The 26,264-nt window shown below is 69.9% G+C and carries 20 protein-coding genes; 12 read left to right on the plus strand and 8 right to left on the minus strand.

Translation table 11 applies throughout. The features are described 5' to 3' along the window. Position 1 precedes the first annotated feature (1 nt). The 3 genes from KTN05_RS08850 to KTN05_RS08860 are packed head-to-tail and all read right to left on the minus strand — an operon-like array spanning position 2 to position 7,710. Entirely contained in the window at positions 2-4,828 is a 4,827-nt protein-coding gene (locus KTN05_RS08850; protein ID WP_217329032.1) for a translocation/assembly module TamB domain-containing protein, read from the minus strand. Further along, positions 4,828-6,774 carry an autotransporter assembly complex family protein gene (locus KTN05_RS08855; protein WP_217329033.1) on the minus strand — a complete coding sequence of 649 codons (1,947 nt, stop codon included), beginning with the start codon at positions 6,772-6,774 and terminating at the stop codon, positions 4,828-4,830. The genes KTN05_RS08850 and KTN05_RS08855 overlap by 1 nt, the downstream gene beginning before the upstream one ends. 57 nt (positions 6,775-6,831) lie before the next feature. Then, positions 6,832-7,710, minus strand: coding sequence for a glucokinase (locus KTN05_RS08860; RefSeq protein ID WP_217329034.1), 879 nt, complete (start codon positions 7,708-7,710; stop codon positions 6,832-6,834). A gap of 143 nt (positions 7,711-7,853) precedes the next feature. On the opposite strand from KTN05_RS08860, the gene KTN05_RS08865 reads away from it, so the two are divergent. The 3 genes from KTN05_RS08865 to KTN05_RS08875 all read left to right on the plus strand — a co-directional run bounded on the left by KTN05_RS08865 (position 7,854) and on the right by KTN05_RS08875 (position 10,151). Next, entirely contained in the window at positions 7,854-8,282 is a 429-nt protein-coding gene (locus tag KTN05_RS08865) for a hypothetical protein (protein ID WP_217329035.1), read from the plus strand. An 86-nt stretch (positions 8,283-8,368) separates the two neighbouring features. Beyond that, positions 8,369-9,781: an adenosylhomocysteinase gene (gene ahcY / locus KTN05_RS08870; RefSeq protein ID WP_217329036.1), complete on the plus strand. Its 1,413-nt coding sequence runs from the start codon at positions 8,369-8,371 to the stop codon at positions 9,779-9,781. A 1-nt stretch (position 9,782) separates the two neighbouring features. Beyond that, positions 9,783-10,151, plus strand: a complete 369-nt coding sequence (locus tag KTN05_RS08875) for a YbaN family protein (RefSeq protein ID WP_371823314.1) — start codon at positions 9,783-9,785, stop codon at positions 10,149-10,151. Positions 10,152-10,163: 12 nt separating this feature from the next. Here KTN05_RS08875 and KTN05_RS08880 read toward each other — a convergent pair whose 3' ends face one another. Next, the gene (locus tag KTN05_RS08880; RefSeq protein ID WP_217329037.1) at positions 10,164-10,787 is read right to left on the minus strand and encodes an enoyl-CoA hydratase/isomerase family protein; all 624 of its coding nucleotides are present in this window, start codon (positions 10,785-10,787) and stop codon (positions 10,164-10,166) included. A gap of 900 nt (positions 10,788-11,687) precedes the next feature. Here KTN05_RS08880 and KTN05_RS18660 point away from each other — a divergent pair. The 4 genes from KTN05_RS18660 (at position 11,688) to KTN05_RS08900 (ending at position 15,282) form a co-directional block, all read left to right on the plus strand. Continuing rightward, positions 11,688-12,524, plus strand: a complete 837-nt coding sequence (locus tag KTN05_RS18660; RefSeq protein WP_371823318.1) for a DUF2125 domain-containing protein — start codon at positions 11,688-11,690, stop codon at positions 12,522-12,524. Positions 12,525-12,600: 76 nt separating this feature from the next. Next, entirely contained in the window at positions 12,601-13,950 is a 1,350-nt protein-coding gene (locus KTN05_RS08890) for a TldD/PmbA family protein (protein WP_217329039.1), read from the plus strand. Next, a complete protein-coding gene (locus KTN05_RS08895; RefSeq protein WP_217329040.1) occupies positions 13,937-14,740 on the plus strand; it encodes a 3'(2'),5'-bisphosphate nucleotidase CysQ in 804 nt (267 codons plus the stop codon). Before KTN05_RS08890 ends, KTN05_RS08895 begins: the two co-directional genes overlap by 14 nt. Continuing rightward, positions 14,737-15,282 carry a flavin reductase family protein gene (locus KTN05_RS08900; protein WP_217329041.1) on the plus strand — a complete coding sequence of 182 codons (546 nt, stop codon included), beginning with the start codon at positions 14,737-14,739 and terminating at the stop codon, positions 15,280-15,282. Before KTN05_RS08895 ends, KTN05_RS08900 begins: the two co-directional genes overlap by 4 nt. Positions 15,283-15,285: 3 nt before the next feature. On the opposite strand, the gene KTN05_RS08905 is transcribed toward KTN05_RS08900, so the two are convergent. From KTN05_RS08905 to KTN05_RS08920, 4 genes are read right to left on the minus strand one after another with little or no spacing between them, the layout of a single operon-like run. Continuing rightward, positions 15,286-16,017 (minus strand): membrane integrity-associated transporter subunit PqiC, encoded by a 732-nt coding sequence (locus KTN05_RS08905; RefSeq protein WP_254368090.1) that lies wholly within the window; start codon positions 16,015-16,017, stop codon positions 15,286-15,288. Positions 16,018-16,019: 2 nt separating this feature from the next. Next, positions 16,020-18,422 (minus strand): MlaD family protein, encoded by a 2,403-nt coding sequence (locus KTN05_RS08910; RefSeq protein WP_217329042.1) that lies wholly within the window; start codon positions 18,420-18,422, stop codon positions 16,020-16,022. Then, positions 18,419-19,123, minus strand: coding sequence for a paraquat-inducible protein A (locus KTN05_RS08915; protein ID WP_217329043.1), 705 nt, complete (start codon positions 19,121-19,123; stop codon positions 18,419-18,421). The genes KTN05_RS08910 and KTN05_RS08915 overlap by 4 nt, the downstream gene beginning before the upstream one ends. After that, positions 19,120-19,824: a paraquat-inducible protein A gene (locus KTN05_RS08920; protein WP_217329044.1), complete on the minus strand. Its 705-nt coding sequence runs from the start codon at positions 19,822-19,824 to the stop codon at positions 19,120-19,122. The genes KTN05_RS08915 and KTN05_RS08920 overlap by 4 nt, the downstream gene beginning before the upstream one ends. Before the next feature lie 146 nt (positions 19,825-19,970). Between KTN05_RS08920 and KTN05_RS08925 the strand changes: the two genes are divergently transcribed. The 5 genes from KTN05_RS08925 (at position 19,971) to KTN05_RS08945 (ending at position 26,262) form a co-directional block, all read left to right on the plus strand. Further along, positions 19,971-21,563, plus strand: a complete 1,593-nt coding sequence (locus tag KTN05_RS08925) for a GMC family oxidoreductase (RefSeq protein WP_217329045.1) — start codon at positions 19,971-19,973, stop codon at positions 21,561-21,563. Positions 21,564-21,631: 68 nt separating this feature from the next. Continuing rightward, complete coding sequence (locus KTN05_RS08930; RefSeq protein ID WP_217329046.1) at positions 21,632-22,375, plus strand: flagellar motor protein MotB; 744 nt, start codon at positions 21,632-21,634, stop codon at positions 22,373-22,375. A gap of 78 nt (positions 22,376-22,453) precedes the next feature. After that, positions 22,454-23,773, plus strand: a complete 1,320-nt coding sequence (locus KTN05_RS08935) for a flagellar hook protein FlgE (RefSeq protein ID WP_217329047.1) — start codon at positions 22,454-22,456, stop codon at positions 23,771-23,773. Between the two features lie 27 nt (positions 23,774-23,800). Continuing rightward, positions 23,801-25,252: a flagellar hook-associated protein FlgK gene (gene flgK, locus KTN05_RS08940; RefSeq protein ID WP_217329048.1), complete on the plus strand. Its 1,452-nt coding sequence runs from the start codon at positions 23,801-23,803 to the stop codon at positions 25,250-25,252. Then, the gene (locus KTN05_RS08945; protein WP_217329049.1) at positions 25,249-26,262 is read left to right on the plus strand and encodes a flagellin; all 1,014 of its coding nucleotides are present in this window, start codon (positions 25,249-25,251) and stop codon (positions 26,260-26,262) included. The genes flgK and KTN05_RS08945 overlap by 4 nt, the downstream gene beginning before the upstream one ends. The last annotated feature ends 2 nt before the right edge of the window (positions 26,263-26,264 follow it).

Here is a 26,264-nt window from a genome sequence, read left to right on the forward strand (position 1 = left end):
CTCAGTAGTCGCGTTCGTAGAAGATGCCGAGCGTGCTTTCGCCGTCGCTGGCGACCGAGCCGCGCGCCGTCAGCGTGTCCGACACGTCGAGGTTGAGGTTGATCTTGGAGGTTCCGTCCGCCTCGACCTGCACGTCGGTATAGAGGTTGCGCGACAGATACTTGCCCGCGCGGACCGAGATGTCGCCGTCGGCGTCGGTCGTCAGGTCCAGATCGTCCAGCCCGAAGGAATCGCGCAGGCCCGAGATGATTCCGGCGCTGCCCCCTCCGGCCAGCACCGCCAGCGCGTTCGCAAGCTGCGCGGCCTGCAGGGCCGAGATGCTTTCCAGCCCGCGGCCGAACAGCAGCTGCGACAGCACCTCCTCCTCCGGCAGGTCGGGGACGGATTCAAAGCTGATTTCAGGGTCGCGCACCTCGCCGTCGATGATGATGCGGGTGACGATGCCGTTCTGCTGGGTTTCCGCCACCAGCCGGATCACCGGGATCATGCTGCCCTGCAACTCGATCAGCCCCTCGGTCATTTCGAACCGGTTGCCGAGCAGGTCGACGCGGCCCCGGATCAGCTGCAACTCGCCGATGGGGATGACGTTGCTGGCGTCCCCGGTCAGCCGGATCTGGCCGCCGAGTTCGGCGTCGATCCCCCGGCCGCGCACGAAGACCTGGTTGGGCGCGTCGATGGTCAGGTCGAACCGCGCCGCCACCTGCGGCGGCGAGGCGGGCGGCCCGGCGAGCCCGGCCATGCTGGCATCCTCGCCGGGGAAGGGCAGCAGCCCCGCGCGGGCGCGGGTGGCGCGGACCGGCGGGCGGTCGCCCAGATGGGTGATGTCGGGAATGTCGCGGGCGCCGCCGAACCCGGTCGAGGGGATGCGGAACTCCGTCTCGCGCAGGAAGACGCGGCCGGCGATCAGCGGGCCTTCCGCCATCGCGCCGGTGATCGTCACGGTGCCGTCCACGACGGTCTCGTAAAGATTCGGATCGCGCAGCACGACGCCGTCCAGCATCGCGGTCAGGTCCAGCACCGGCCCACCGCCGCGCAGGTCCACCGGCCCGGTCACGGTCAACCGCCCGCCCGCGGCCACGTTGCCGGAGGCGTTCAGGTTGATGACGCCGTTCTGGACGTCAGCGGCCGCCGTCAGCGCCTCGATCCGCAGCCCCAGCTTGGGGTCCGAAAGCTGCGCGCTCGGCAGGGTGATGCGGCCGCTGACCGCCGTGATCGAGGGCGGCCCCTGCATTCTCAGGTCGAAGTTGACCGGCCCCTGGATCGAGCGGACGCGCAGGAACGGGTTGGCGATGGCCGCGTCCGTCGCCCCGGTGATCCGCAGGTCGCTGCCCGATCCGTCGCTGGCCACCGTCCCGGCGATCTGCGCGCGGGTGCCGCCGGGCGCCGTGGCGGCGAGGTCCAGCACGATCTGTCCGTTCTGGGCCACCATGCCCTGCACGGTCGCCGGGCCCGAAAGCCCCGGCACGAACAGCGCGAGATCGTTGAGCGTGGCGTTGACGTCCAGTTGCTGCGGGCTTCCGTCCGCCGTCACCTGAAGCTGGGGGTTGCGGGCGATCAGCCGCTCGATGGCGATGCCGCGCGGGCCTTGGGTCGCGGCAAGGTCGAAGCTGGTCTGGCCGGCCAGCAGAAGGTCGGCCTGCTCCTGCCCGACAGACAGGCCGGCGGCGGTGCCGCTGGCGGTGATCCGCCGCGCGCCACTGCCATCGTCGATCAGCCGGCCCGTCGCGTTCAGTGCCCCGCCGATGCCGCCCCCCAGAAAGCCGAGATTGGCGGCGTTCACGCTTGCGGTCACGTCGGTCTGCCCGCCGCCGAGCGTGCCTTGGGCATCGACGCTGAGCCGCGGGTTGCGCACCGTCGCGTCCTCGATGGTCAGGACGCCGTCCCGTTCCACCGCGCGCACGGCCAGTTGCGTCTGCCCGGCGAGTGCCGCGTCCAGGTTCGCCTGACCCAGCGCGAGGTCGGTGGCGGTGCCGTCAAGCGTCAGGCGCCGCGCGCCGGTGCCGTCCTCGGCAAAGGTGGCGTCAGCGGCAAGCGACCCGCTCCACCCCACGCCGAGAGCGGAAAGGTTGCGCAGGTCCACGCGGCCCCGAAGGTCGGTCTGGCCGGGGCCGTAGGTGCCGGTCGCGTTCACCTGCGCCTGCGGATTGTCGATCACCGCCTGCTCGATGGTATAGACGCCGTCCCGTTCCACCGCGCGGACCGTTAGCCGGGTTTCCCCGCCAAGCGCGCTATCGACATTCGCCTGCCCCAGCGTCAGGTCGCGCCCGATCCCGTCCACTTCCAGCCGCCGCGCGCCCGAGCCGTCATCGACAAGGCTCCCCGTCGCCTGAAGCGATCCGCCCCAGCCGCGCCCGAAGGCGGCGAGCGAGCGGATGTCCACGCTGGCCCGCAGATCGGCCAGCCCCTCGCCCAAGGTGCCCTCGGCCGTGGCCTGCATCTGCTGGTTGGCAAGATCGAGCGTTTCGACCGTGATGACGCCCTCGGCCGTCTGCGAGGCGCGCAGGCGAAGCTGCGTGGTGCCGGTCAGGGCGCCGTCCACGTCCTGCTGGCCGAGCCGCAGATCCTCGCCGGTGCCGGTCAGGTCGAGGAAGCGGGTGCCGTCCTGCTCCGTCACCGATGCCTGCGCCTCCAGCCCGCCCGAGAAGCCGCGCCCGAACACCGCCAGATCTTCGACCGCCAGTTGCAGGTCGGCGTCGAGCGCGCCGGGCGCGAAGTTGCCCTGACCCTCGGCGGTCAGTTGCGGGTTGGCGAGGCGAAGCTGCTCGACCTGGAACCCGCCCTCGACCTGCTGCGCGATCACGGTGAGGTTGGTGTTGCCCTGAAGGGCGCCGTCGAGTTCGGGGATGCCGACCTCCAGATCGGCCGCCTCGCCGTTCAGGGCGATGCGGCGGGTGCCTTGCGCGCCGCTGACCACCGCTTCCGCCGACAGGCTGCCGGCCATCTGCGGGTCGGCGTCGGTCAGGCTCGACAGGCGCAGATTGGCGCGCAGGTCCGCCATGTCGCTGTTGATGACGCCCTGCGCCTCGGCGGTCAGGCGCTGCGCGTTCACGGTGAACTCGCGCAGCTCGATCCCGGTCTCGTCGCGCCGGGCGCTGGCATGGATGGTCGAGCCGCCCGCCAGCAGCCGGTCGAGCTGTTCCTGCCCGACGCTGATGTCGGTGCCCTCGATCGTCGCCTCGCCGTCGAAGCCGCGCGACAGGACGGTATAAAGCCCCCTGACCGTCGCATCGGCCCGCCCGCTCAGCGGACGGTCCGCCAGCGTGGAAAGCCGCGACAGGTCCTCATAGGCCGCGCCGACCTCGCCCGAGACGGTGATGCCGCTTTGCAACCCGTCGGCCAGCAGGTCGCCCGACAGCCCGTAATCCTGCCCGGTCAGGCGGAAGCCGCTGAGCTCCAGCGCGTTGCCGGGGGTGAAATGAAAGCCGGTCGCCAGTTCGATCTCGTCGCCCAGGGCGGCCTGAAGGCCCGGATCGGCGGCTTGCAGCCCTTTGGCGGACAGGCTGATCTGGCCGAGCAGTTCCGACAGCGCGCGGGCCTCGGTCACCACGCTGCCGCTGCCGTCCAGCGTCACCGCGCCGATGCGGTTGCCGCCCTGCGTCAGGTCGCCCAGCCGGCCGCGCGCGGTCCATGCCTCGCCCTGCGTAGCGTCGTAGGAGATTTGCAGATTGCCGGACTGCACGGTGATCGGCTCGCCCCGCGTGGGCAGGCGGGCGGGCAGGGTGGTCGCGCCCGCATCCTCGCCCAGCGACAGCAGCAGCGTCAGCGCCTGCGGCGCGCCCGCGTCGTTGATCGCGACCGATCCGGTCAGCGCCAGCGCCTCGGTCCGCACCAGCAGCACCGGCAGCGACAGCGCGCCGTTCTCGCCCCGCCAGCCCTCGGCCAGCAGCTGAGACTGCGCCCCGAAGAAGGCGCGGTTCTCGGGCGGCAGCAGGCTGGCCACGTCGCCCGTCAGTTCGGCATGGAAGCCGGTGCCGGGCGATCCGTCCTCGCCCGCGCGCGCCGCGATGGCGACGCGACCGGTGACGCGCTCCTGCCCGTCCGTCGCAAGGCGGATGTCGGCGGCGAAGTCGGACAGCGCCCCCTCGCCGCTGATTTCCGCCGTGACCGACGGGCGGTCGTAAAGCTCGATCATGTTGGCGAAAAGGCCGCCTTCCGCCTCGTCCAGCGTCAGGTTCAGGCGCAGGTTGCGGGTTTCGTTGTTGAACGCGGTGTCCAGCGTGAAGGTCCCGCGCTTGCCGTCCACCCGCTCGATGGCAAGCTGGGCCGCGCCCTCACCGCCGCCGAGCCGCATCGCGCCGTTGACCGACACGGTCGCGGCCTCGCCGAACACCGGCTCGCCGATGACGGCGCGGCCCACGGCGATATTGGCGATGTCGATGGCGACCGGCAGGGTGGGAAGCTGGAACTCGGTGATTTCCGGCGTGGCGGCCTCGCCTTCGCCTTGCGGCAGGCGCGGCAGCAGGATTTCCTCGGCCGACAGCTCCTGGATCTCGATCCGTCGCCCGAACAGGGCCGAGCGGTTCCACTGGATCGCGCCGTTTCGGATCTCGATCCAGACGCCCTCGGCATCGGCGACGGTGAGCGAGGTGAAGGTCGCGCGCGAGGACAGCGCCCCGTCGAAGCCGTTGATGACGACGCTGCGCCCCGCGCCGGAAAGGTTGCGTTCCAGCAGGCGGGTCAGGAAGCCGCGGTCATCCTCGACCTCCTCCGAGAGTTCCGCGATGTCGGTCGCCAGATCGTTCGGCGTGGCGGTGCCGGTCGCCTCGGTCTGGGCCAGCGCGAAGGCGGGCAACAGGATCAGCCACAGCGTCAGAAGGATGCGTTTCATCAGAATGCCTGCCCCAAGCCCAGATAGACCTGCACGCCTTCGCCGGTGTCGCCGCCGACCGGCCCGGCCACGTCGAAGCGCAGCGGGCCGATGGGGGTGTTGTAGCGCACCCCCACGCCCGCGCCCGCGTGCCAGTCGCTCTCTCCCCCGAACGCCTCCTCAGTCCAGACCCGGCCCGCATCGGCGAACAGCGCCAGCCCGATCCGCTCGCGGACCTGAAAGCGGAACTCGGCGGTGGCGTTGGCGACGCTCATCCCGCCGGTCTTGATGGCGCCGCCGGGGCCGGTGATCTCCTCGACGCCGAGCGATTGATAGGGCTGGCCGCGCACCGAACTGCCGCCGCCGGAATAGAACAGATATTCGCGCGGCGTGCCCTCGATGTCGGGGCCGAAGATGGACCCGGCGCGGCCGCGGCCGGCGAAGGTGAAGCGGTCGTCCTCGCCGAAGCTGCGGTAGAACCGCCCCTCGCCAAGCGCCCGGACGCCCGAGCCGGTCTCGTCGAAGCCGGTGAACGGCGTCAATTCGCCCTGAAGCCAGAAGCCGCGCTTGGCGTCGGTTTCCAGCGGCTCGCGCCGGTCCCATGTGACCGACATCGGCAGGGCCAGCACCTCGAAATCGGTCGTGCCGTCTTCGTGGTCATCGACGCGCGAACGGCGGTATTGCAGCCCGATATCGGCGGTCAACTCGTCGCGGGGGTGATAGGTGAAGCCGATCCCGAGGATGCCCAGATCCTGATCGTAGTCTTCCTCATACAGCCGCGCGGCGCGGGCCTCGACATAGGCGGTGGTGTCGGGGTTCAGCGTCGCCGGGCGGTCGATGCGGACCCCGAACTCCAGATCGCGCCCCGAACTGCCCGAGCCGATGTCGCGCACGGCGGCGTCCACGCGCAGCCGCTCGCCCCCGCCCAGCAGGTTGCGGTGCATCCAGTAGCCCGAGACGTTGGCCCCGTCATGCGAGCTGATCTCGAACCCGACGCCCAGCCGGCGCAGGCGCTGTTCCACCACGGTCAGGTGAACGTCCAGCGTGTTGCCTGGGCCGATGTTGTCCGCCTCCACCAGGGTGATGGCGGAAAAGACGCCGGTGCGGCGCAGGCGCTGGCGCACGGTTTCCAGGTCGTCGGGGTCGAACGGCTCGCCTTCCGGGAAGCCGGCGATCTTGTTGAGCCGGCGGAGGTTCATCCGCTCGTTTCCCGCGATCGTCAGGCGGCCGAAACGCAGCGCCGGGCCCGGCTCCAGCGCGATGCGGCTGTCGAGCGTGGCGGAAGGGTGATGCGCGGTGATGTCGGTCGCGCCGACCTCGGCCTTGGCGTGGCTCTGCTGACGCCAGCCTTCGACGCCCGCATTGGCCGCCTGCCGCATGACCGAGGTGCTGGCGACTTCGCCGGCGCGATAGTCGTTCGGCAGTTCGGTGCCGGGGGCGAGCGGGGCGATCTGGGCGCGGCTGTAGCGGAAGGCCGGGCCGGGATCGATGCTGACGACCACCTGCCGCACGACCTCGGGCGCGTCGAGCGGGGCGATGGTCGAGGCCTCGACCCCGTCCAGCCGGATCTCGATGACGTTGCTGTAATAGCCATTGTCATAGAGGATCGCGAGCAGCCGCGCGTAATCGGCCCGCGCGGCGGCGAGCATGTCCTGCGCGGTGACACGGCCTTCCTGCAACGCGCCGGTCAGCAGCGAGCCGTTGCGGATCGCCCGCTCCAGCCCTTCGTCCTCGCCGCCGATGCGGAATTGCAGGTCCACGGGCGAGTTCGTCCCCGGCGCGCCGCCGCCGAACAGCCGCGCAAAGGGCGACGAGGCCGAGCCGATGGAGCCGGAGCCGAAGGATTGCGCCGACGCGCTGCCGATGATCGCCGCGCCGATACCCGCCACGCAGATCGCCGCGGCCGAGGCACCGAGAAAACCCGCCCGGCCACGCGCGGGCCGGTTCTTGCCAAAGTTGGTCTGCATCTGCCTGTCCGCCCGCTTCGGTCTTGTCGTTTCCGGGCAGTCTTGCAGCAGCGGCCGTCAGAATCCAGAAGAAGGGCGGCTTTCGCCCCATATTTCGGCCAGCATTGCGGCGCAGCCACGCAAGGGGGCCAGGTCGTCGGTGATCTGAAGCACCCTCAGCCGCCCGAGCTGCCGGGCCAGATGCGGCGGCAGGGAGCCGGACAGCACCCGGTCGATCCCGCGCCGCAGCGCCTCGGGCTGCCCGGCCATCGCGCGGGCAGGGCTGCCGGTCAGGAACAGCCCGGCATCCGGCAGGTGCCGCAGCGCCAGATCGGCGCAGGTCATCCCCAGAAGCTCGGCCGCGAAGACGACCGAATCGTCCATGAGGGCCGCGAGGCGGGCAAGGCCCGGACCGGACAGCAGATGCTCGATGGTGGGAAAGGCGGCGGCGTCCCCGATCCGCTCGCCCAGCGCCGCCGCGACCGGGGCGGGCAGGGCGGCGTGACCGGTTTCCGAATCGATCACCACCGTCCGGCCGTCGATCCGCCGCACCGGGCAGATGTTGAAGCCGGTCCCGGCGTTCACCACCAGCGACTGTCCGCTTCCTTGCCAGCCGCCGCCGTCGCGAATCGGGGCGATCCCGTCTTCGCCCAGAAGCGGCAGCGCAAAGCCGGTCGCCGCCATGTCGTTGACGACATGCACCGGGCAGCCAAGCTCGGCCGAGAGCTGCTTTTCGGACAGGGTCCAGTCGCGGTTGGTCAGCCGCCCGATTCCGTCGAAGACCGGACCAGCAACCGAAAGCACGACGCGCTCGGGGTGCCCTGTCTCGCGCAGCAGCGGCACCAGATCGGCTTGCGGGACCGGCCCGCGATGCACCTGAACGCCGGAAATTCGCGCGTTTTCGGCCCTTCCGATGCGAAGGTTGGTGCCGCCGATATCCGCCACGAGGTCAGTCACCTGGCCTGCTCCGTTCACAATGCGCTCACGGCAGCCTTACCTGACGTCATGCGGGTTGGCCACATTCCGCCGGAACTTCGGCATGGCCGGCGCGTTTTTTCTTGACATCGCGGGAAGGCAACTCCCGCCAAAGGATTGGTTCCATGTTCAAGACCCGTATCGCCGCCCTGCTGATGGCCGTTTCGGCCGCCGCCCTGCCCGTCACCGCCGCCTGGTCGGCGGTCGAGCCACGCGGCGAGCAGTCGATGATCCGCGCATGGTCGGCGGTTGCGGGCCTCAGCGCGCGGCAGGTGATCGACTTGGCCGAATCGCTGCCGGCGGGCGTGTCGGACGCCGGCACCCCGTGGTGCGACGCCACCAGCGAGATCGCGGGCGCCCTCGGCTCCGAGTTCGGCGAACGGCTGGTCCTGAGCAAGCAGGGCGGGCTGCATCTGTGGGGCTCGGCCGAGATGGGAACCTGGACCATGCTGCTGACCCGCGCCGACCAGACGAGTTGCGTCGTTGCCTCGGGCACCGGCTATCACGACAGCACCGACCCCGCCGCGATCTTCCGGCAGGCGGGGCTGAACTGAACGCCCCGCTCACGGCCCTTTTGATTGCGCCCGTGCCCCCGCTGTGACATTCGGGCGCGCAAACAATCATCTCAGGTGGCCGTAACATGCAGACCGAATCCGGTTCGATCATCCGCGACATCACGCTGGCCGATTTCGGCCGCAAGGAACTCGACATCGCGGAAACCGAGATGCCCGGCCTGATGGCGCTGCGGCAGGAATATGGCGAGGCCAAGCCCCTGAAGGGCGCGCGGATCGCCGGCTCGCTGCACATGACGATCCAGACCGCCGTGCTGATCGAGACGCTGGTGGCGCTTGGCGCCGAGGTCCGCTGGGCCTCGTGCAACATCTATTCGACCCAGGATCACGCCGCCGCCGCCATCGCCGCGACCGGCGTTCCGGTCTTCGCGATCAAAGGCGAGACGCTGCCGGAATACTGGGCCTACACCGACCGCATCTTCCAGTTCCCGGAAGATGGCCGACCCGGCCATGCCAACATGATCCTCGACGACGGCGGCGACGCGACGCTCTATGTCCTGCTGGGCGCGCGGGTCGAGGCGGGCGAGACCGACCTGATCGCCACCCCCACGAGCGAGGAGGAAGAGGCGCTGTTCGCCCAGATCCGCGAGCGGCTGGACGCCAGCCCCGGCTGGTTCACGCAGCAGCGCGATGCCCTGCGCGGCGTTTCCGAGGAAACCACCACCGGCGTTCACCGGCTTTACGACCTGCACAAGCGCGGCCTGCTGCCGTTCCCGGCGATCAACGTCAACGACAGCGTCACGAAGTCGAAGTTCGACAACAAGTATGGCTGCAAGGAATCGCTGGTCGATGGCATTCGCCGCGCGACCGACGTGATGATGGCCGGCAAGGTCGCCGTGGTCTGCGGCTATGGCGACGTCGGCAAGGGCTCGGCCGCCTCGCTGGCCGGCGCGGGCGCGCGGGTGAAGGTGACCGAGGTCGATCCGATCTGCGCCCTTCAGGCGGCGATGGACGGGTTCGAGGTCGTCACGCTGGAGGATGTGGCCGCCACCGCCGACATCTTCGTGACCACCACCGGCAACAAGGACGTGATCCGCATCGAGCACATGCGCGAGATGAAGGACATGGCCATCGTCGGCAATATCGGCCATTTCGACAACGAGATTCAGGTGGCCAGCCTTCGCAACCACAAATGGACGAACATCAAGGATCAGGTGGACATGATCGAGATGCCCTCGGGCAATCGCATCATCCTGCTGTCGCAGGGGCGCCTGCTGAACCTCGGCAACGCGACCGGGCATCCGTCCTTCGTCATGTCCGCCAGCTTTACCAACCAGGTACTGGCCCAGATCGAGATCTGGACCAAGGGCGACGAGTACAAGCCCGGCGTCTACATCCTGCCCAAGCATCTTGATGAGAAGGTCGCCCGCCTCCATCTGGACCGCATCGGGGTCAGGCTGACGAAGCTGCGGCCCGAGCAGGCGGATTATATCGGTGTAGACGTAGATGGCCCCTTCAAGGCAGAACATTACCGCTACTGACATGCTGCTGCGGTATCTGTGGGGAAGTCTGGGTTTCGTCGGCCTTGGCCTTGCGGTCATCGGCGTGATGCTGCCCATCATGCCCACGGTGCCGTTCCTGCTGCTCTCGGCCTTCGGCTTCGCCCGATCCTCGCCGCGTTTCCATCGCCGACTGATGACCCACCGCGTCTTCGGCCCGCAGATCAGGCAGTGGCAGGATCACCGGGCGATCTCGTTCCGGGTCAAGGTCATCTCGATCGGCAGCATGGCGGGCGGGCTCGGGATCAGCTTCTTCCTCCTGCCGCAGCATCTGTGGCTGATCCAGGTCGCCGTCCTCGCGCTGGTGTCGCTGTTCATCGCGACCCGCCCCGCCCCGCCGCCCCATATCTGAACGGCTGCGGGGTTACGCCCCGCGGATCATCGCCCTGATCGCCGCGACATGCCCGCCGGATGCGGCCGCCGCATCAGTGCAAAGCGCCTGCGCGCTGTCCATCAGCGCCTCGGGCGGGACGATGCGGTCGATCAGGCCGAAGGCCAGCGCCTCGTCCGCGTCGATCTTCGCGCCCGCCATCAGGATCATCGCCGCGCGGGCGGGGCCGACCAGCGCCACCAGCCGCGCCGGGTCCGAGGGTTGCGGCAGATAGCCGAGCCGCATCACCGGATAGAAGAACCGCGCCCCCGGCACCGCGATGCGCAGATCGCAGGCCAGCGCCATGCCGAAAGCGCCGCCCGCCAGCGTGCCGTTCAGCGCCGCCACCGTCAGGCAGGGCAGGGCGGCGATGGCGCCCGACAGCCGCTCCCACGCGGGCGAGGTGGCAAGCCCCGCCTTCGCCGCGTCCAGATCGGCCCCGGCCGAGAAGACCTTGCCCGCGCCGGTCAGGATCAGCGCCCGCGCGCCTGACCGGCCCGCGCCCTCGACCGCTTCGGTCAGGGCGGCCAGCATGTCCGCCGTCAGGGCGTTCGCCTTGTCCGGGCGGTCCAACACAAGCGTGACCACGCCGGGCGAGGTTTCATGGATCCGAATCATGGAACTGGTCATTGGACGAAGAACCCCGTTATGCCACAACGTGGCGAACTGACGCTTTTGACGCCTTATCTGAAAGGACGCGGCATGTATTTCCGTATGACGAGCTCGACTCTCGCCCTTCTGGCCCTGACCGCGCCCGCGTTCGCGGATGTGACGCCGTCGGAAGTCTGGCAGAACTGGGTCGATTACTACAAGGCCACCGGCTACAGCGTCGCGGAAGGCTCGCGCGAGGAAGCGGGCGACACCCTGACCCTGGGCGACGTGGTCTTCAGCATGGACATGCCCGACGGCGATTTCGCCTTCACCATCCCGCAGGTGGTGATGCAGGCGACCGGCGACGGCCGCGTGCGGACCGGGCTTGCCGACCAGTCCACCGGCACCCTGCGCACCGTGGACGAGGAAGGCCGCGACGTGAACATCGCCTTCACCGTGCAGCTTCCCGGCGCCGAGGTCGTCTCCTCGGGCACGCCCGAGGACATGACCGACGAAGGCTCCATCCCGACGCTGACCGTGACCGTGGACGAGGTTCGCACCCAGGACCAGACATTCGCCGATCCCGTTCGCATCACCTCGGCCGACATGACCTACAGCCAGCGCATGGCCAAGGGCGATCTGATGCGGGCCGAGTTCGACGTCGCCTCGGGCCAGACCGACATGGTGTTGGATGTCTCGGGCAAGGACGAGGAGGGGCGCGACTTCACCGCGAGTGGCGCGCTGTCGATGGCCTCGCTGCAAAGCGCCGGCAGCGGCAGCTTCCCGGTCGATGCCAGCATGGACGAGGACATGGCCGCCGCCCTGCGGGCCGGGATGGACATGACCGCGGACTTCCAGGCAGGGCCGATGACGGCCAGCTTCGACATGAACGGCGTGGGCGAGGACGGGGCGCCGGTCACGGCCTCGATGAAGGCCGAGGTCGCGGGCATGACCTCGCAGATGGGCATGTCCGGGTCGGGCGTCAACTTCCAGCTCGACAGCGACGCCGCCGATGTCGAGCTGACCTCCGCCGACATGCCGTTCCCCGTCACCTACTCGACCGAAGGCACCAGCATGGGCCTGCAGATGCCCGTCACCCAGTCGGACGAGCCGCAGCCCTTCAAGGTGACCTATTCCTTGAACGGCCTGGCCTTGGGCGACGCGATCTGGGATCTGTTCGATCAGGGCCGCGTGCTGCCCCGCGATCCGGCCAATTTCGAGCTGGACGTGACCGGGCTGGTCCGCGTCGTGCAGGACGTCTTCGACCCCGCGTTCATCGAGGCGAATGCAGCGGCGGCCGAGGCCGAGGCTGACGCCGAGGACGCGGCCGACACGGACACCACCGCCGCAGCGCCCGAAGCCGGGACGGCGGACCAGCCTTCGGGCAACACGGCCGACACCCCGGAAACCGACACCGCCGCGGCCGAGCCGGAATCGCCCTATGAGCCGGTGGAGGTCACGATCAACCGCTTCGCCATCGACGCGGCGGGGGCGAGCGTCTCGGCCACCGGCGATCTGCGGGTGCCCGAAGATAGCGGCATGGACGCGCCGGTCGGCACGATCTCGGCGCGTTACGAGGGGCTGAACGGGCTGATCGACAGCCTCATGCAGCTTGGCCTCGTGCCGCAGGATCAGGCGACCGCTGCGCGGATGATGCTGGCGATGTTCGCCTCGCCCGCGCCGGACGGGGGCGACGTGCTGACGACCGAGCTTGAATTCCGCGAGGGCGGCTCGATCTTTGCCAACGGCCAGCAGGTGAAGTAACCATTTCGGCCATAAGGATGTTGCGGGGGACCGGGCAGGCCGCCCGGTCCCTCTTTTTCGTGGAAGGCGGCCCCTGATGCGTGACGATACCGATCTTCAGTCGCTGGCGGCGGCGCTGCTGGACGCCGCCCGCGCCGCCGGGGCCGATCAGGCGGACGCGGTCGCGGTATCGGCCTCGTCCCTGTCGGTCGAGGTGCGGGGCGGGGCGCTGGAACATGCCGAACGCGCCGACGGGACCGAGATCGGCCTGCGCGTCCTCATCGGCGGGCGGCAGGCCTGCGTGTCCGCCAGCGAACTGTCGCGCGATACGATGCGCGAGATGGCCGAACGCGCCGTGGCGATGGCCCGCGAGGCGCCGGTGGACGACGCGCTCGCGCTCGCGCAGCCGGGCGAGTTCGCGCAAAGCCACGAGGGCGATCTGCAACTGATGGAAACCGCCGCGCCTCCCACGCCCGAGGCGTTGCAGGACTCGGCGCTGCGGGCCGAGGCGGCGGCGCTGTCGGTGAACGGCGCGCGGATGATCGACGTCGCCGGTGCGTCGTTCCTGCGGCGGGACATGTATCTGGCGACCAGCAACGGTTTTGCGAACGGCTACGGGCGCAGCTCGCACTCCGTCTCGGCCGTGGCGATCACCGGCGAGGGCACCGCGATGGAGCGGGACTGGGCCGGCGAGGGCCGCGTCTGGGCCGAGGACATGCCCCCGCCCGAGGAGATCGGCCTGCTCGCCGGCCAGCGCACCGTCGCCCGCGCGGGCGCCCGCAAGCCGCCGACCGGCGCGGTTCCGGTGCTGTTCGACCAGCGCGTCGCGGGCGGGCTGATCGGGCATCTTCTGTCGGCCGCGAATGGCTCGGCCGTGGCCCGCGGCGCGACATGGCTGCGCGATGCCCTGGGCGAGCAGGTGCTGCCCGAGGGATTCGATCTGGACGAAGACCCCCGCCGCCCCCGCTACAGCGCCAGCCGCCCGCACGACGCCGAGGGGCTGCCGACCCGCCCCCGCGCCATCGTCAGGAACGGCGTGTTGCAGGGCTGGACGCTGGACCTCGCCACCGCCAACAAGCTGGGGATGGAATCGACCGCCAACGCCGTGCGCGGCACCTCGTCGCCGCCGTCGCCGGGCGTGTCGAACACGCGGCTGACGCCCGGCACGGCCAGCCCCGAGCAACTGATCCGCGACATGGGGCGCGGGCTGATCGTGACCTCGTTCCTCGGCGCGTCGATCAACGCCACCACCGGGGATTATTCGCGCGGGGCCTCGGGCTTCTGGGTCGAGGGCGGGCAGATCGCCTATCCGGTCAATGAATGCACCATCGCGGGCAACCTGCGCGAGATGCTGATGCGCCTGACCGCCGCCGACGACCTTCCCGAATGGCGCACCCATCAGGTGCCCAGCCTTCTGGTCGAGGGGCTGACGCTTGCCGGCAACTGACCTGCCCTTGCTGATCCGCGCGGCGCTGGACGCCGGCCCCATCGCCATGCGCTTCTGGCGGCAGTCGCCCCGCGCATGGGACAAGGGCGGCACCCTCGGCCCCGTGACCGAGGCGGATCTGGCGGTCAACGAGCATCTGGAGGAGGTGCTGCGAAGCGCCCGCCCCGATTATGGCTGGCTCAGCGAGGAAAGCGCCGATTCGGCGGACCGGCAGGACGCCGTGCGCTGCTTCATCATCGATCCGATCGACGGCACGCGGGCGTTCATGGACGGGCAGGACGGGTTCTCCCACTCGCTCGCCGTGGTGGATGATGGCCGCGTGACGGCGGGCGTCGTCTATCTGCCCGCGCGCGATCTGGTCTATGCGGCCAGCATCGACGCACCCGCCACCCTCAACGACAAGCCGATGGGACCGACCGATGTGCGGATCAAGGGCGCGCGGGTGCTGACCAGCCGCGCCTCGATGCAGCCGTCGCTGTGGCGCGGGGGCGCGGTGCCGGGGTTCAAGCGCGAGTTCCGCCCCTCGCTCGCCTGGCGGCTGTGCCTTGCCGGCGAAGGGCGGTTCGACGCGGCGCTGTCGGTGCAGCCCTGCTGGGAATGGGACATCGCGGCCGCCAGCCTGATCGCCGCGCAGGCGGGCTGCGCCGTCACCGACATGCGCGGGCACGCGATGCGCTTCAACACCGGCCCGGCGAAGGTTCCGGGGCTGGTCGTCGCCGGGCCGAGGCTGCATCGCCAGATCACCGCCGCGCTGAAAGGCGGGCCCGACGACGGAGAGGAGGTCGCATGAGCCGTTTGCCCCCTGAATCGCTGGACCGGATCGCCGACGCGATCACCTTTCACCCGCAAACGGCCGAGGCGCGAATCCTGCGGCAGGCGCTGGGGCGGTTCGCAACCGGCGTGACCGTGGTCACGATCATGGGGCCGCGCGGGCCGATGGGAATGACGGTCAACAGCTTCACCAGCGTCTCGCTGGATCCGCCTCTGGTGCTGTGGTGCCCGGCGCGAAGCTCGTCCCGGCACGAGGCGTTCGTGCAGGCGGAAAGCTTCGCCGTGCATGTGCTGGGGGCCGAGCAGCTGGACCTGTGCCTGCGCTTCACCCGTGGCGGGCAGGGGTTCGAGGGGTTGGGCGACGAGTTGAACGACGAAGGCGCCCCGGTCATCCCCGGCGTCGCGGCGCGGTTCGACTGCCTGCGCCACAGCGTCCATCCGGGCGGGGACCACACCGTCATCATCGGGCAGGTCGCCCGCGTGACGGTCGGCGGCCCCGACGATCACCCGCTGGTCTTCGCGGCGGGCCGCTTCGGCTCGTTCGAGCCCGAGCCCGGCTGAGGGTCAGCTTGCCGGATCGTCGCCGGCGGGCAGCGGATCGAGTGCCGGGAACGGCTCCAACGGCGGAAGCGAGAAGAAGGAATCGCTTGCGGCGCTGGTGGCGACGGTGTCGCCCGGCCCGCCCAGCACGGCGATCTGCGTGGCAAGCTGGGCGATGGCGCGGTTCTGGGCCGCCGCGATGGCGGACGGGGGCGGCGGGTCCATGCGGCCGTTACGGCCGGGCAGGGCGCTCCATGCCGAACGCTCGACCACCGGCAGCGGCACCTGGATGTCGAAGCCGCGCGCGTGGTTCGTTCCCCCCGATGCGTCGTTCGACACGTAGTAGCTGCCCTTCAGCCGATAGACCCCGTTCAGCTGCGCCAGCGCCGTTTCCACCCGGACCTCGACGCGCCTGCGGGGCGGCTCGGCCAGCGGCCACGGCTCGGCGATGACCGTCGCGCCCGAGGTCTGGGTGATCGCGCGGGCCAGCGTCAGGGTGAAGGCCCGCTCGGGATTGTCCGCCCAAAGCTGGCGGGTGTTCGACCGCACCGCGCCGTCCGCCGTCTGCCACGCCACCTCGCCCGAGGCGGCATATTCCGGCAGCGACACGTCGCGCAGCTCGGCCGTGCCGAGCTTGTTGCCGACGGTCGCTTGCGGCGGCGGCGGGTCGATCAGGTAACGCTCGGTCTTTTCGGGGTTCGAGCAGCCGGCCAGCGCGGCCGCGGCGATCAGCAGGAAAGGCAGGGCATGGCGCATGGTTATCGTCCCATGATGAAGGCGCGGGGGTTGCGCTCGATGGTCTGCGACAGGCTGCCGAAGGCGTCCGCCGCGCGGCGCAGCCCGCGCAGCGTGTTGATGATCTCGGCCTGGAATGCGCCGCCGCCGCCATAGGAGGACAGCACCGCCTCGCCCCGCGCCGCAAGCTGCTGGAAGCGCTGCGACAGGGCGGGCAGGGTGTTCGCGGCGGTGGCGATCTGGTCCATCGCGACGCGCGCGGACTCCAGCGCCGCGTTGAGACTGCCCGCCGCATTGCCGTCGCGCAGATCGTTCAGCAGGCCCGATGCCGCCTCCAGCGTGTCCGAGAGATTCCTCGGCAGCGCGGCGGCATCTTCCGAGCCCAGCATGATCCGCAGGTCGGTTATCAGCCCCTGCGCCTCCAGACTGAGGGCGAGGAAGTCGATCTCGTCGAAGGATTCGGCGGCGTCATAGACGCTGTCCACCATCTCGGGCATCTCGGCGGCGGCATCCTCGACCGCCCGGAAGGCGGCGGAGGCGTCGTCCAGCGCCTGCGAAAGCCGCAATCCGGCCTGGGCGGCACGCAGTTCGGCGGTGATGACGCCGATATCCTCGGCCGCCGTGCCGAAGTTGCTTGCGGCGGAGGTCAACGCGCCCGGCAACTGCCGCGCCGCGTCCGAGCCGATCACGGCCCGCACATCCCGCAGCGCGGCCTGCAACTCGGCCCCGATCGCCGCGAAATCCACCGCGCTGACCGAGGTCGTGGCGGTCTCCAGCGACTCGACGATTCCCGGCACGCGGTCCGCGGCCTCGTTCAGCTTGGTCGCAAGCTGGCTCGCCTGCTCGCTCGCGATGCCGATATTGGCCGCCGCGCCCGAGGCGCGAAGCTCCTGCGCGGCGGTGCGAAGCTCGGTCATCGTCACCTGCGCCTCGTCGATGGTGCGGCGCAGCGATTGCGGGATCGCGCGGGTATCCTGCGAGCTGGCGATAGCGGTCACGCTGTCCATCATGTCGGTCGCGGATTTCAGCAGCTCCTCAAGCTTGAGGTTGCCGATCCGGGTCATGAAGCCCTGCGCCGTGTCCGAGATGTCGGACAGGTCGGCGGGCGCGGCGGGCATCACCGGATGAGGTTCGGCCGCGACGATCTGCGCGGGGGGGGCGTCCGGCAGTTCCACCAGCTCGATCATCAGCGAGGTGCCGAAGAAGCCCGCGCCGGTGACGCGCGCCCGCAGCCCGTCCGCGACGGCGGCGGACAGGAAGGCCAGCGCATCCTCGGGGCCCGCGCCCTCGTCCAACCCCATCCGCTGGGGCGAAACGGCGATGGTGATGTCCTGCATCACCTGCCCCGGCTCGCCGCCCGGCTGGTCCGCCACCCGCACGGCAAGGTTCGTGACCCGCCCCACGGTCAGCCCCTGGAACTGCACGTCGGCGCCTTCGGTCAGGCCGCGCACGGCGTCGGGCAGCAGCAGGGTCAGGCGCAGCTCGTCCTGCGGCGAGCCGGCGAAAAGCTGATTCTGCGCCGTCTCGCGGTCGGGATAAAGCTGGAACACATGCCCCGTCTCGACCGGCTGCCCGCCCGAGGCGATGGTCGCGAACTCGGCCCCGCCCTGCAGCAGCGAGGTGACGGAGGTGACGTTCAGCTGCACCCCCTGCGGCCCCAGCCCGACGCTGAACCCCGAGATGTCCCAGAACACCGTGGCCGAGGTCAGCCGCTGGTCGTGCGGGCTTTCGATGAAGACATCGGCCAGCACCCGCTCGTCCCGGTCGGCAAGGCGCAGGTTCTGCATCCGCCCGACCGGCAGGCCGCGGAAATAGATGGGGGCGCCCTCGCTCATGCCCTTGGCGGTGTCGCCCGCCAGCAGCACCCAGGTGCCCTGTTCGTTGCTGCGCGTGAGCGGCGGGCGGTCGAGGCCCTGATGCACCTCGTCGGTGGCGGGGCCGGGATCGGCGTCCCACGAGCCTTCGATGAAGGCACCCGTCAGCACCGTGTCCAGCCGCGAGATGCCCTGCGTCGTCACCTGCGGCCGGACGATCCAGAACTGCGCCTCGTCGTCGATATATTGCGCCACATCGGTGGCGACGCGGATATCGACCAGCACCTGTTGCAGGTCGGGGGTGAAGCGCACCGCCTCGACCTCGCCCACGGGGATCGCGCGGAAACGCAGCTGGGTCTCGCCGGGGGTGATGCCCGTCGCGTCGGTGAAGGCGACCGTAACCTGCGTGCCGCGCCCGCTATAGGCGTTCCAAGCCAGCCCAAGGGTGATCAGCAGCGCGGCGACGGGCACCAGCCAGATCAGCGAGACGCTGGCCCGCGCCGCCCGCGCGGCGGTGCGCCGGACCGGGCTGGCGGGTCTGAGGGGCTTTGCGCCGTCCTCGGGCCGCCCCGCGGAACCGGGGGGCGTCTGGTCGGGCGGCGTGTCGGTCATCCGGTGGTGGTCCTGTCCCTGCGGTCGCGCAGCGGCAGCCCGCGCCAGATCAATCGCGGGTCGAAGCTTTGCGCGGAAAGCATGGTGAACGCAACCGACAGGGCAAAGCACACCGCCGCGGGGCCGGGATGGATGGTGGCGACGAAGCCCAGCTGCACCAGCGCTGACAGGATCGCGACGACGAACACGTCGATCATCGACCAGCGGCCGATGAACTCGACCACCTCATAGACGCGCAGCCGGGTATGGGCGGCCTCATGCGTCGCCGGACGCCCCGCCACCCGCGCGAGCCAGGCAATGGCGATGAACTTTCCCAGCGGCACCACGACCGACGCGGCGAAGACGATTGCCGCCACGCCCCAGCTTCCGTGCTGGATCAGTTGCACGACGCCGCCCAGGATCGTCGCTTCGGCCGAGCCGGCCAGCCCGGCGAAGCTTTCCGTCCGCAGCATCGGCAGCAGGTTGGCCGGGATATAGAAGATGATGCCCGCCGCCATCCACGCCCAGACCGCCTGCAACCCCTTGCGGTCCGGCGTGCGCAGCGCGGCGCCGCAGCGCGCGCAGCTTTTCGTCCCTTCGGGCCATGCCCGCCCGCAGGATCGGCAGCCGACCAGCCCGGCGCGGTGCGCGGTCATCACCGGCGCGGCGCTTTCCACCTCGTCCGGCGCGGCGGCGTCATGGGCGCGGCGCGGCGATCTCATCCGCGGGGCCCGTCGGCAGGCTGCGGCGGGGCCGCGGGCACGACCTCGCGCCCGTCGGTGCGCGCGCCGCCATCCTCCAACGCGTCCCAGATCGTGGCGGAGCAGGTGAAGACGCGGCTGGCCACGCCCACGAGGATCAGCGCGCAGAACGCCCAGAAGGCCGGTCCCATACGCACGGTGGCAAGCCCGCCCAGCTTGACCAGCGCGATGGCGGTGCCGATGACGAAGATCTCGGCCATCGACCAGGGGCGCAGCATTTCGGACATGCGGAAGGCGCTCGCCGCGCGCGGGGCGGGGCGGCCCCCCCGCGCCATCGGCGCCAGCACATAGATCAGCAGCAAGGCCCGCAGCACCGGCAGGCCGACGATGAACGCCACCACCGCCGCCGTCAGCGGCAGCAGCCACCCGTGCGAGAACGCCAGCGCCACCCCGAACAGCGAGGTCGCGTTGCCGATCCCCATGCGCGAGATTTCCAGAAACGGAAAGAACACCGCCGCGACCATCAGCACGACCTGCGTGAAGGACAGCGCCACGATCTGGGTGAAGGCGCCCTCGTGCGGGCGGGCCAGCACGGTGCGGCAGCGCACGCAGCGGGCGGTTTCCCCGGCGCGCAGGTCCTCCTCGACGTGCAGCGCGTCGCAGCGCGGACAGGCGAGCAGCCCCGCGCCGGTCGTCAGGTCGTAATGGCCCTCGTGCAGCATGGCGCCAAGATAGACCGCGCTGCCGCCCGCACAAGCCCGCGCCGCCTTTCCCCCGGTTCCGGCCTGCCGGAGTGCGGCATTTCGGTGCGCTTGTGCGGGCGCTGCCCCCTGCTACCATCGCGCCTGCAGCCGAAGGGGAGCAGGGGATGGAGTTCGACGTCGTGATCGCGGGCGCTGGCAGCGCCGGCTGTGTGCTGGCCGCGCGCCTGTCCGAGAACCCGCGCGTGCGGGTCGCGCTGGTCGAGGCGGGCGGCCGCGACAACTATCACTGGATTCACGTCCCGATCGGCTATCTCTACTGCATCGGCAATCCCCGCACCGACTGGATGTACAGGACCGCGCCGGAACCTAGACTCAACGGGCGGCAGCTTCTCTATCCGCGGGGGCGGGTGCTCGGCGGGTGCAGTTCCATCAACGGGATGCTGTATCTGCGCGGGCAGGCGGCGGACTATGACGGCTGGCGGCAGATGGGCTGCACCGGCTGGGGCTGGGACGATGTCCTGCCGCTGTTCCGCAAGTCCGAGGATTACTTCGACGGCCCCTCGGAGCATCACGGCGCGGGCGGCCCCTGGCGGATCGAGCGGCAGCGCCTGCGCTGGGACATCCTCGACGACTGGGCCAAGGCGGCCGAGGCCGCGGGCATCCCCTGCGTGGACGACTTCAACACCGGCGACAACGAGGGCGTCGGCTATTTCAAGGTCAGCCAGAAGGGCGGTCTGCGCGTCTCCGCCGCCCGCGCCTTCCTGCGCCCGGCGATGCGGCGGCCGAACCTGACGGTGCTGACCGGCAGGCAGGTTCGCCGCGTGGTCTTCGACGGAAACCGCGCGACCGGGCTGGAGCTGTTCGCGGACGGCGCGGTCGAGACCCTGCGCGCCGGACAGGTCGTGCTGTCGGCAGGGGCGATCGGCACTCCGCAGATATTGCAGCTGTCCGGCATCGGCCCCGGCGCGCTGCTGCAGGACATGGGCATCCCCGTCCTGCGCGATGCGCCTGTGGGCGAGAACCTTCAGGACCACCTTCAGATCCGTTGCGCGTGGAAGGTGACGGGCGCGCGGACGCTGAACCAGCTCGCGCGGCGCTGGTGGGGCAAGGGGATGATCGGCGCGGAATACCTGCTGCGCCGCACCGGCCCGATGAGCATGGCGCCCAGTCAGCTCGGCGCCTTCGCCAAATCGTCGCCGGACGTGGCGACGCCGGATCTGGAATGGCATGTCCAGCCGCTGAGCCTTGAGGCGTTCGGCCAGCCCCTGCACGGCTTCCCGGCGATCACCGCCAGCGTCTGCCACCTGCGCCCGGAAAGCCGGGGTCATGTGCGGATCACCTCGCCCGATGCGATGGCCGCGCCCCGGATCGCGCCGAACTACCTCTCGACCCCCGGCGACCGCGCGACGGCGGCCCGCGCGATCCGCCTGACGCGCGAGATCATGGCGCAGGAGCCGCTGTCCCGCTATCGCCCCGAGGAGTTCAAGCCCGGCCCCGGCCCCGACGACGACGCGGCGCTGGCCGAGGCGGCGGGGCGCATCGGCTCGACCATCTTCCACCCGGTGGGCACGGCGCGGATGGGGGCCGATCCCGGCTCGGTCGTCGATCCCGCCCTGCGGGTGCGCGGGGTCGAGGGGCTGCGCGTGGTGGACGCCTCGATCATGCCCACGATCACCTCAGGCAACACCAACGCGCCGACGATCATGATCGCGGAAAAGGCGGCGTCGCTGATGGCGGCGGAAATGCGCGGCATTTGACCTGTTAACCGCGTCTTCAGGGCAGGGGTGCTAAGCCGGTCCCGAGTGTTATCGGGAAAGGCGGGCGCATGGCTGCCAAGGGATCGACGATCATCATCAGGCGCGGGACGGAAGCCCCCGCCGCGGGTCATCACGGCGGCGCATGGAAGGTGGCCTATGCCGATTTCGTGACGGCGATGATGGCGTTCTTCCTGATGATGTGGCTGCTGAACGCCACGACCGAAAAGCAGAAGCAGGGCCTCGCGGATTACTTCGATCCGACGATCATGCAGACCCCGAACGGCGGCACGACCGGCATCGATCCCGGAGAGACCGACCCCACGGCAGAGGCCACGGCGGCAAGCGGCGATTTCGCCGAGATTGCGCGGCATGTGCAGGACCGACTGACCGGCAGCGGCGCCGAATCGATGCAGCGGGTGAACCTGCTGCGCCATGTCGTCACGCGGATGACCGACGAGGGGCTGGTGATCGAGCTTGGCGATCTGGCCGGGGCGCCGCTGTTCGTGGACGATACGGCGCAGCCGACACAGGCGCTGGCCGATCTGGCGCGGATCGTGGCGCAGGTGCTGTCCCATGTCCGCAACGATGTCGCGGTCTCCGGCCATGTCCGCAGCTTCCCCGAGATGATGGTCGTCTCGCCCGTGTGGGCGCTGTCCGACGCCCGCGCCCACACGGTCCGCGGCCTGCTGGAAGGGGGCGGGATGGATCGCGGCCGCATCCAGCGTGTGACCGCGCATGCCGATCATCGTCACCGCAATTCCAACCCTCTCGATCCCGCCAACAACCGGATCGAGGTGATCCTTCTCAGATGACCGAATGCACCGCCGTTAGGCGGATCTTAAGGGCTTTCAGCTCAACCTTGCGCAACGCGACTCAACACGGGTGACTTCATGTCGATCTCTTCGTCCCTGAACGCCGGCGTCGCCGGACTGGCCGCCAACGCAACGCGACTTGCCGGCATTTCGGACAACATCGCGAACTCGGGCACCTACGGATACAAGCGGGTGAACACCGAATTCGAAGGCATGGTCGTCAACCAGACCCGCGGCGCGGGCGTCTATTCGGCGGGCGGCGTCCGGGCGATGACCTCGCGGCTGATCGACGAAAAGGGGGCGCTCGTCTCCTCGGCGCATCCGTTGGATCTGGCGATCTCGGGGCGCGGCATGCTGCCGGTGATCCCCTCGGTGCTGATGGGGCAGAATCTCGGCGAGCGGCCCATGATGATGACCTCGACCGGCTCGTTCCGTCCCGACGCGGAAGGGGTATTGAAGACCGAATCGGGCCTCGTGCTGATGGGCTGGCCGGCCAACTCCGACGGCACCATCCCGACCAACACCCGTGACGCGGTCGGCAACCTGCAACCGATCGTGCTGAACGCCAACCAGACTTCGGCCGACCCGACCACGGTGATGAGCCTCGGCATCAACCTGCCCGCGCTTGCGACGCGCGAAGGCGCGACCGGCGAGTCGATGTCGACCAAGGTCGAGTATTTCGGCAATCTCGGCACCTCGGAATCGCTCGACATCACCTTCACGCCTGTCCCCTCGACGGTGCCCGGCCAGATGTCGAATCAGTGGACAATGGAGATCCGCGATTCCGCCTCGCCGCCCGGCGCGGACCTGATCGGCAGTTATACGCTGACCTTCAATGACAGCCAGGAGATGGGCGGTCGCCTTGCCTCGGTCGCGATGCTTTCCGGCGGCGCGTATAATGCCCTGACCGGCGAGCTTGACCTCGAGGTCGCCGGAGGCCCGATGACTGTGCGGATCGGCCGCCCCGGCGACGCCAACGGCCTTACCCAATTGGCAGACAGCTTCAAGCCGGTGAATATCACCAAGGACGGATCGCCGGTCGGCAATCTCACCTCCGTCGAGGTGGACGAGAACGGCTTCATGCGCGCCACCTACGACACCGGCTTCATCCGCACGATCTATCAGATCCCGCTGGTTGATGTGCCGAACCCCAACGGTCTGATCGCCCTGAACAACCAGACCTACCAGGTCTCGCCCAGTTCCGGCTCGTTCTTCCTGTGGGACGCGGGTGACGGACCCACCGGCGCGGTCGTCGGCTATGCTCGCGAAGGCTCCACGACCGACGTGGCGGCCGAGTTGACCGACCTGATCCAGACGCAGCGCGCCTACTCGTCGAACGCCAAGGTCATCCAGACGGTCGATGAGATGCTGCAGGAAACCACCAACATCAAGCGCTGAGGCGCCGGTTAGGGGAGGGCCACCGGAATGAGCCTGTCGAACGCCCTGTCGAACGCCATGTCCGGGCTGGCCTATGCCGCCCGCGGCACCGAGGTGGTCGCCGCGAACATCGCCAACGCACAGACGCCGGGTTACGCGCGGCGCGAAATCCAGCTTTCGCCACGGCCCCATATCGCCACTGGCGGCGGCGTCCAGATCGATTCGGTCGCCCGCGTGGTGCAGCAGTCGGTTCTCGCCCAGCACCGGATCTCGGCTGCCAGCGCCTCAGGCGCCGCAGTGCTGACCAGCTTCGCCCGCGACATCGAGCAGGCCATCGGCACGCCGGGCGCGCCCGGTTCGCTGACGGCGACGCTCGCCGATTTCGAGGCTGCCCTGCTCGGCGCGGCCGCCCGGCCTGAGAACGAGGCGAAGCTGGCCGCCGTCCTGTCCACCGCCGGCGCCCTGACGACCCAGCTGAACCAGCTGGGGGATCGCCTCCAAGACAGCCGAACGGCCGCCGACAAAGCGATCGGCCACGATGTCGCAAGGCTGAGCAGCGGGCTGGAGCAGGTCGCCGATCTCAACCGCCGCATCGCCGTCCATGTCGCGCAAGGGGACGATGCCACCGCGCTGATGGACCACCGGCAGGCCCTGATCTCCGGGCTTTCCGAGATCGTGCCACTGCAGGAACTGCCGCGCGAGAACGGCAGGATCGCCCTCGTGACCAAGGGCGGCGCCCTGCTGCTGGACGGCACGAAGCCGCTGCCCATCGGCTTTCAACCGACAGCTCACATCATGGCGGGAATGTCGGCGGGCAATCCCCTGAGCCGACTGATCGTCGATGGAGCCGAACTGAGCGCAGGGCAGATGGCGATGTTCGCTGGCGGGCGGCTGGCGGCAAACTTCACGGTCCGGGACCAGTCCGCCCCGGACCTGCAGTCCGATCTGGACCGGTTCGCGCTCGATCTGGCGCAACGCGCCGCGGATCCGGCCGTCGATCCTTCGCTGACCGCCCAGCCTGGCCTGTTTACCGATCAGGGCGGGGTGCCGGATGCGGCGCTTCCCGGTTTTGCCAGCCGGATCAAGTTGAACATGCTGGCCGACCCGAACGCGGGCGGGGCGCTGTGGCGCCTGCGCGACGGCATGGGTGCAGCGGTGCCAGGCTCGGTCGGCAACGCAGGCATGCTGGATCGGCTGTCCGGCGCCCTCGCCCAGTCGCGCCTCCCGACCGGCGATCCGCTGGCCACCGCGCCGCGTTCCGCTCAGAGCTTCGCGGCCGACCTGTCCTCGCGCGCGGCGCGGCAGCGGCTTGGCGCCGAGGCTGACCAGTCCCGCGCCACAGCCGAACATGACGCCCTTTCAGACCTGCTTGGGCGCGACGGCGTGGACACCGACCGCGAACTCGAAAACCTGCTGAATCTGGAACGGGCCTATGCCGCCAACGCCAAGGTGCTGAAGGCGGTGGACGACATGCTGCTCAACATCCTGGGGCTTACATGAGCATTTCCCTGACCACCGCCGATCTGTCCCGTGCCGTCCAGCTGCGCCGCGCGAACCAGGAGTTGAAGGGGCAGATGGCCGCCCTGACGCATGAGATCACGACCGGACAGCGCCACGACCTCGCTGCGGCCCAGCGGGGCGATAGGGGCGCCTTGGCGTTCATGGGCTCGCAGCTGACGGCGCTGGAGGCGCTGTCGAACAATGCCACGCTCATCGGCAACGATCTGCAGGCGGTTCAGACCGCGTTCTCGGGGATCGAGACCGTGGTCCAGGATTTCGGCGCAGCCTTCATCGGGCACGGGCTCGCGGGCAATCCCGCCACCCTGTCGCTGGCCGCTCGCCAGGCTGCAGCGGGCATGGAGACCGTGGTCGGCGCGCTGAACGTGAGCGTTGGCGGCCGCTACCTGCTGTCGGGGGCGTCGGTCGATGTGCCGCCGATCTCGCCCGCGACGGACATACTCGCCAGCGCCCGCGCGATAGCTGCCGCTCAGCCGACCGCCGGTCAGGCGATCGCGGCACTCGACGCCTGGTTCGCTGCGCCCGCAGGGGCGGGCGGGCTCCTGGACCAGGCCTATCACGGCGTGGCTGGCGGAACCGGGGTCCCCATTTCGCCCGGCACGAAGATCGGAAATCCCGTGGATGCCTCTGCCGCAGGGCTGCGGGACATCATGAAGGGCCTCGCGATCGCGGCTCTCGCAGGCGATCCACCGGCCGCCTTCGGAGAGGGTGCCGCCGCCCTGCTGATCGGGGCCGCGGGCGAACGGATGGTCGCTGGGGGGATGGAACTGACGAAAATGCAGGCGGCGGTCGGCGTCGCGCAGGCGACGGTGGAGCAGGCCGCCACCCGCAACGGCGCCGAGATATCCAGCCTGAAGATCATGCAGAGCAAGCTGGTCTCGGCCGATCCCTACGAGACCGCGACCGCCCTGACCGAGGCGCAGGGGCGGCTTGAAAGCCTTTATGCACTGACGGCAAGGCTCAGCCGACTTTCGCTGGCGGAGTACCTGTGATG

The organism is Paracoccus sp. Z118, from assembly GCF_019061185.1.
Classification (GTDB): Bacteria; Pseudomonadota; Alphaproteobacteria; order Rhodobacterales; family Rhodobacteraceae; genus Paracoccus.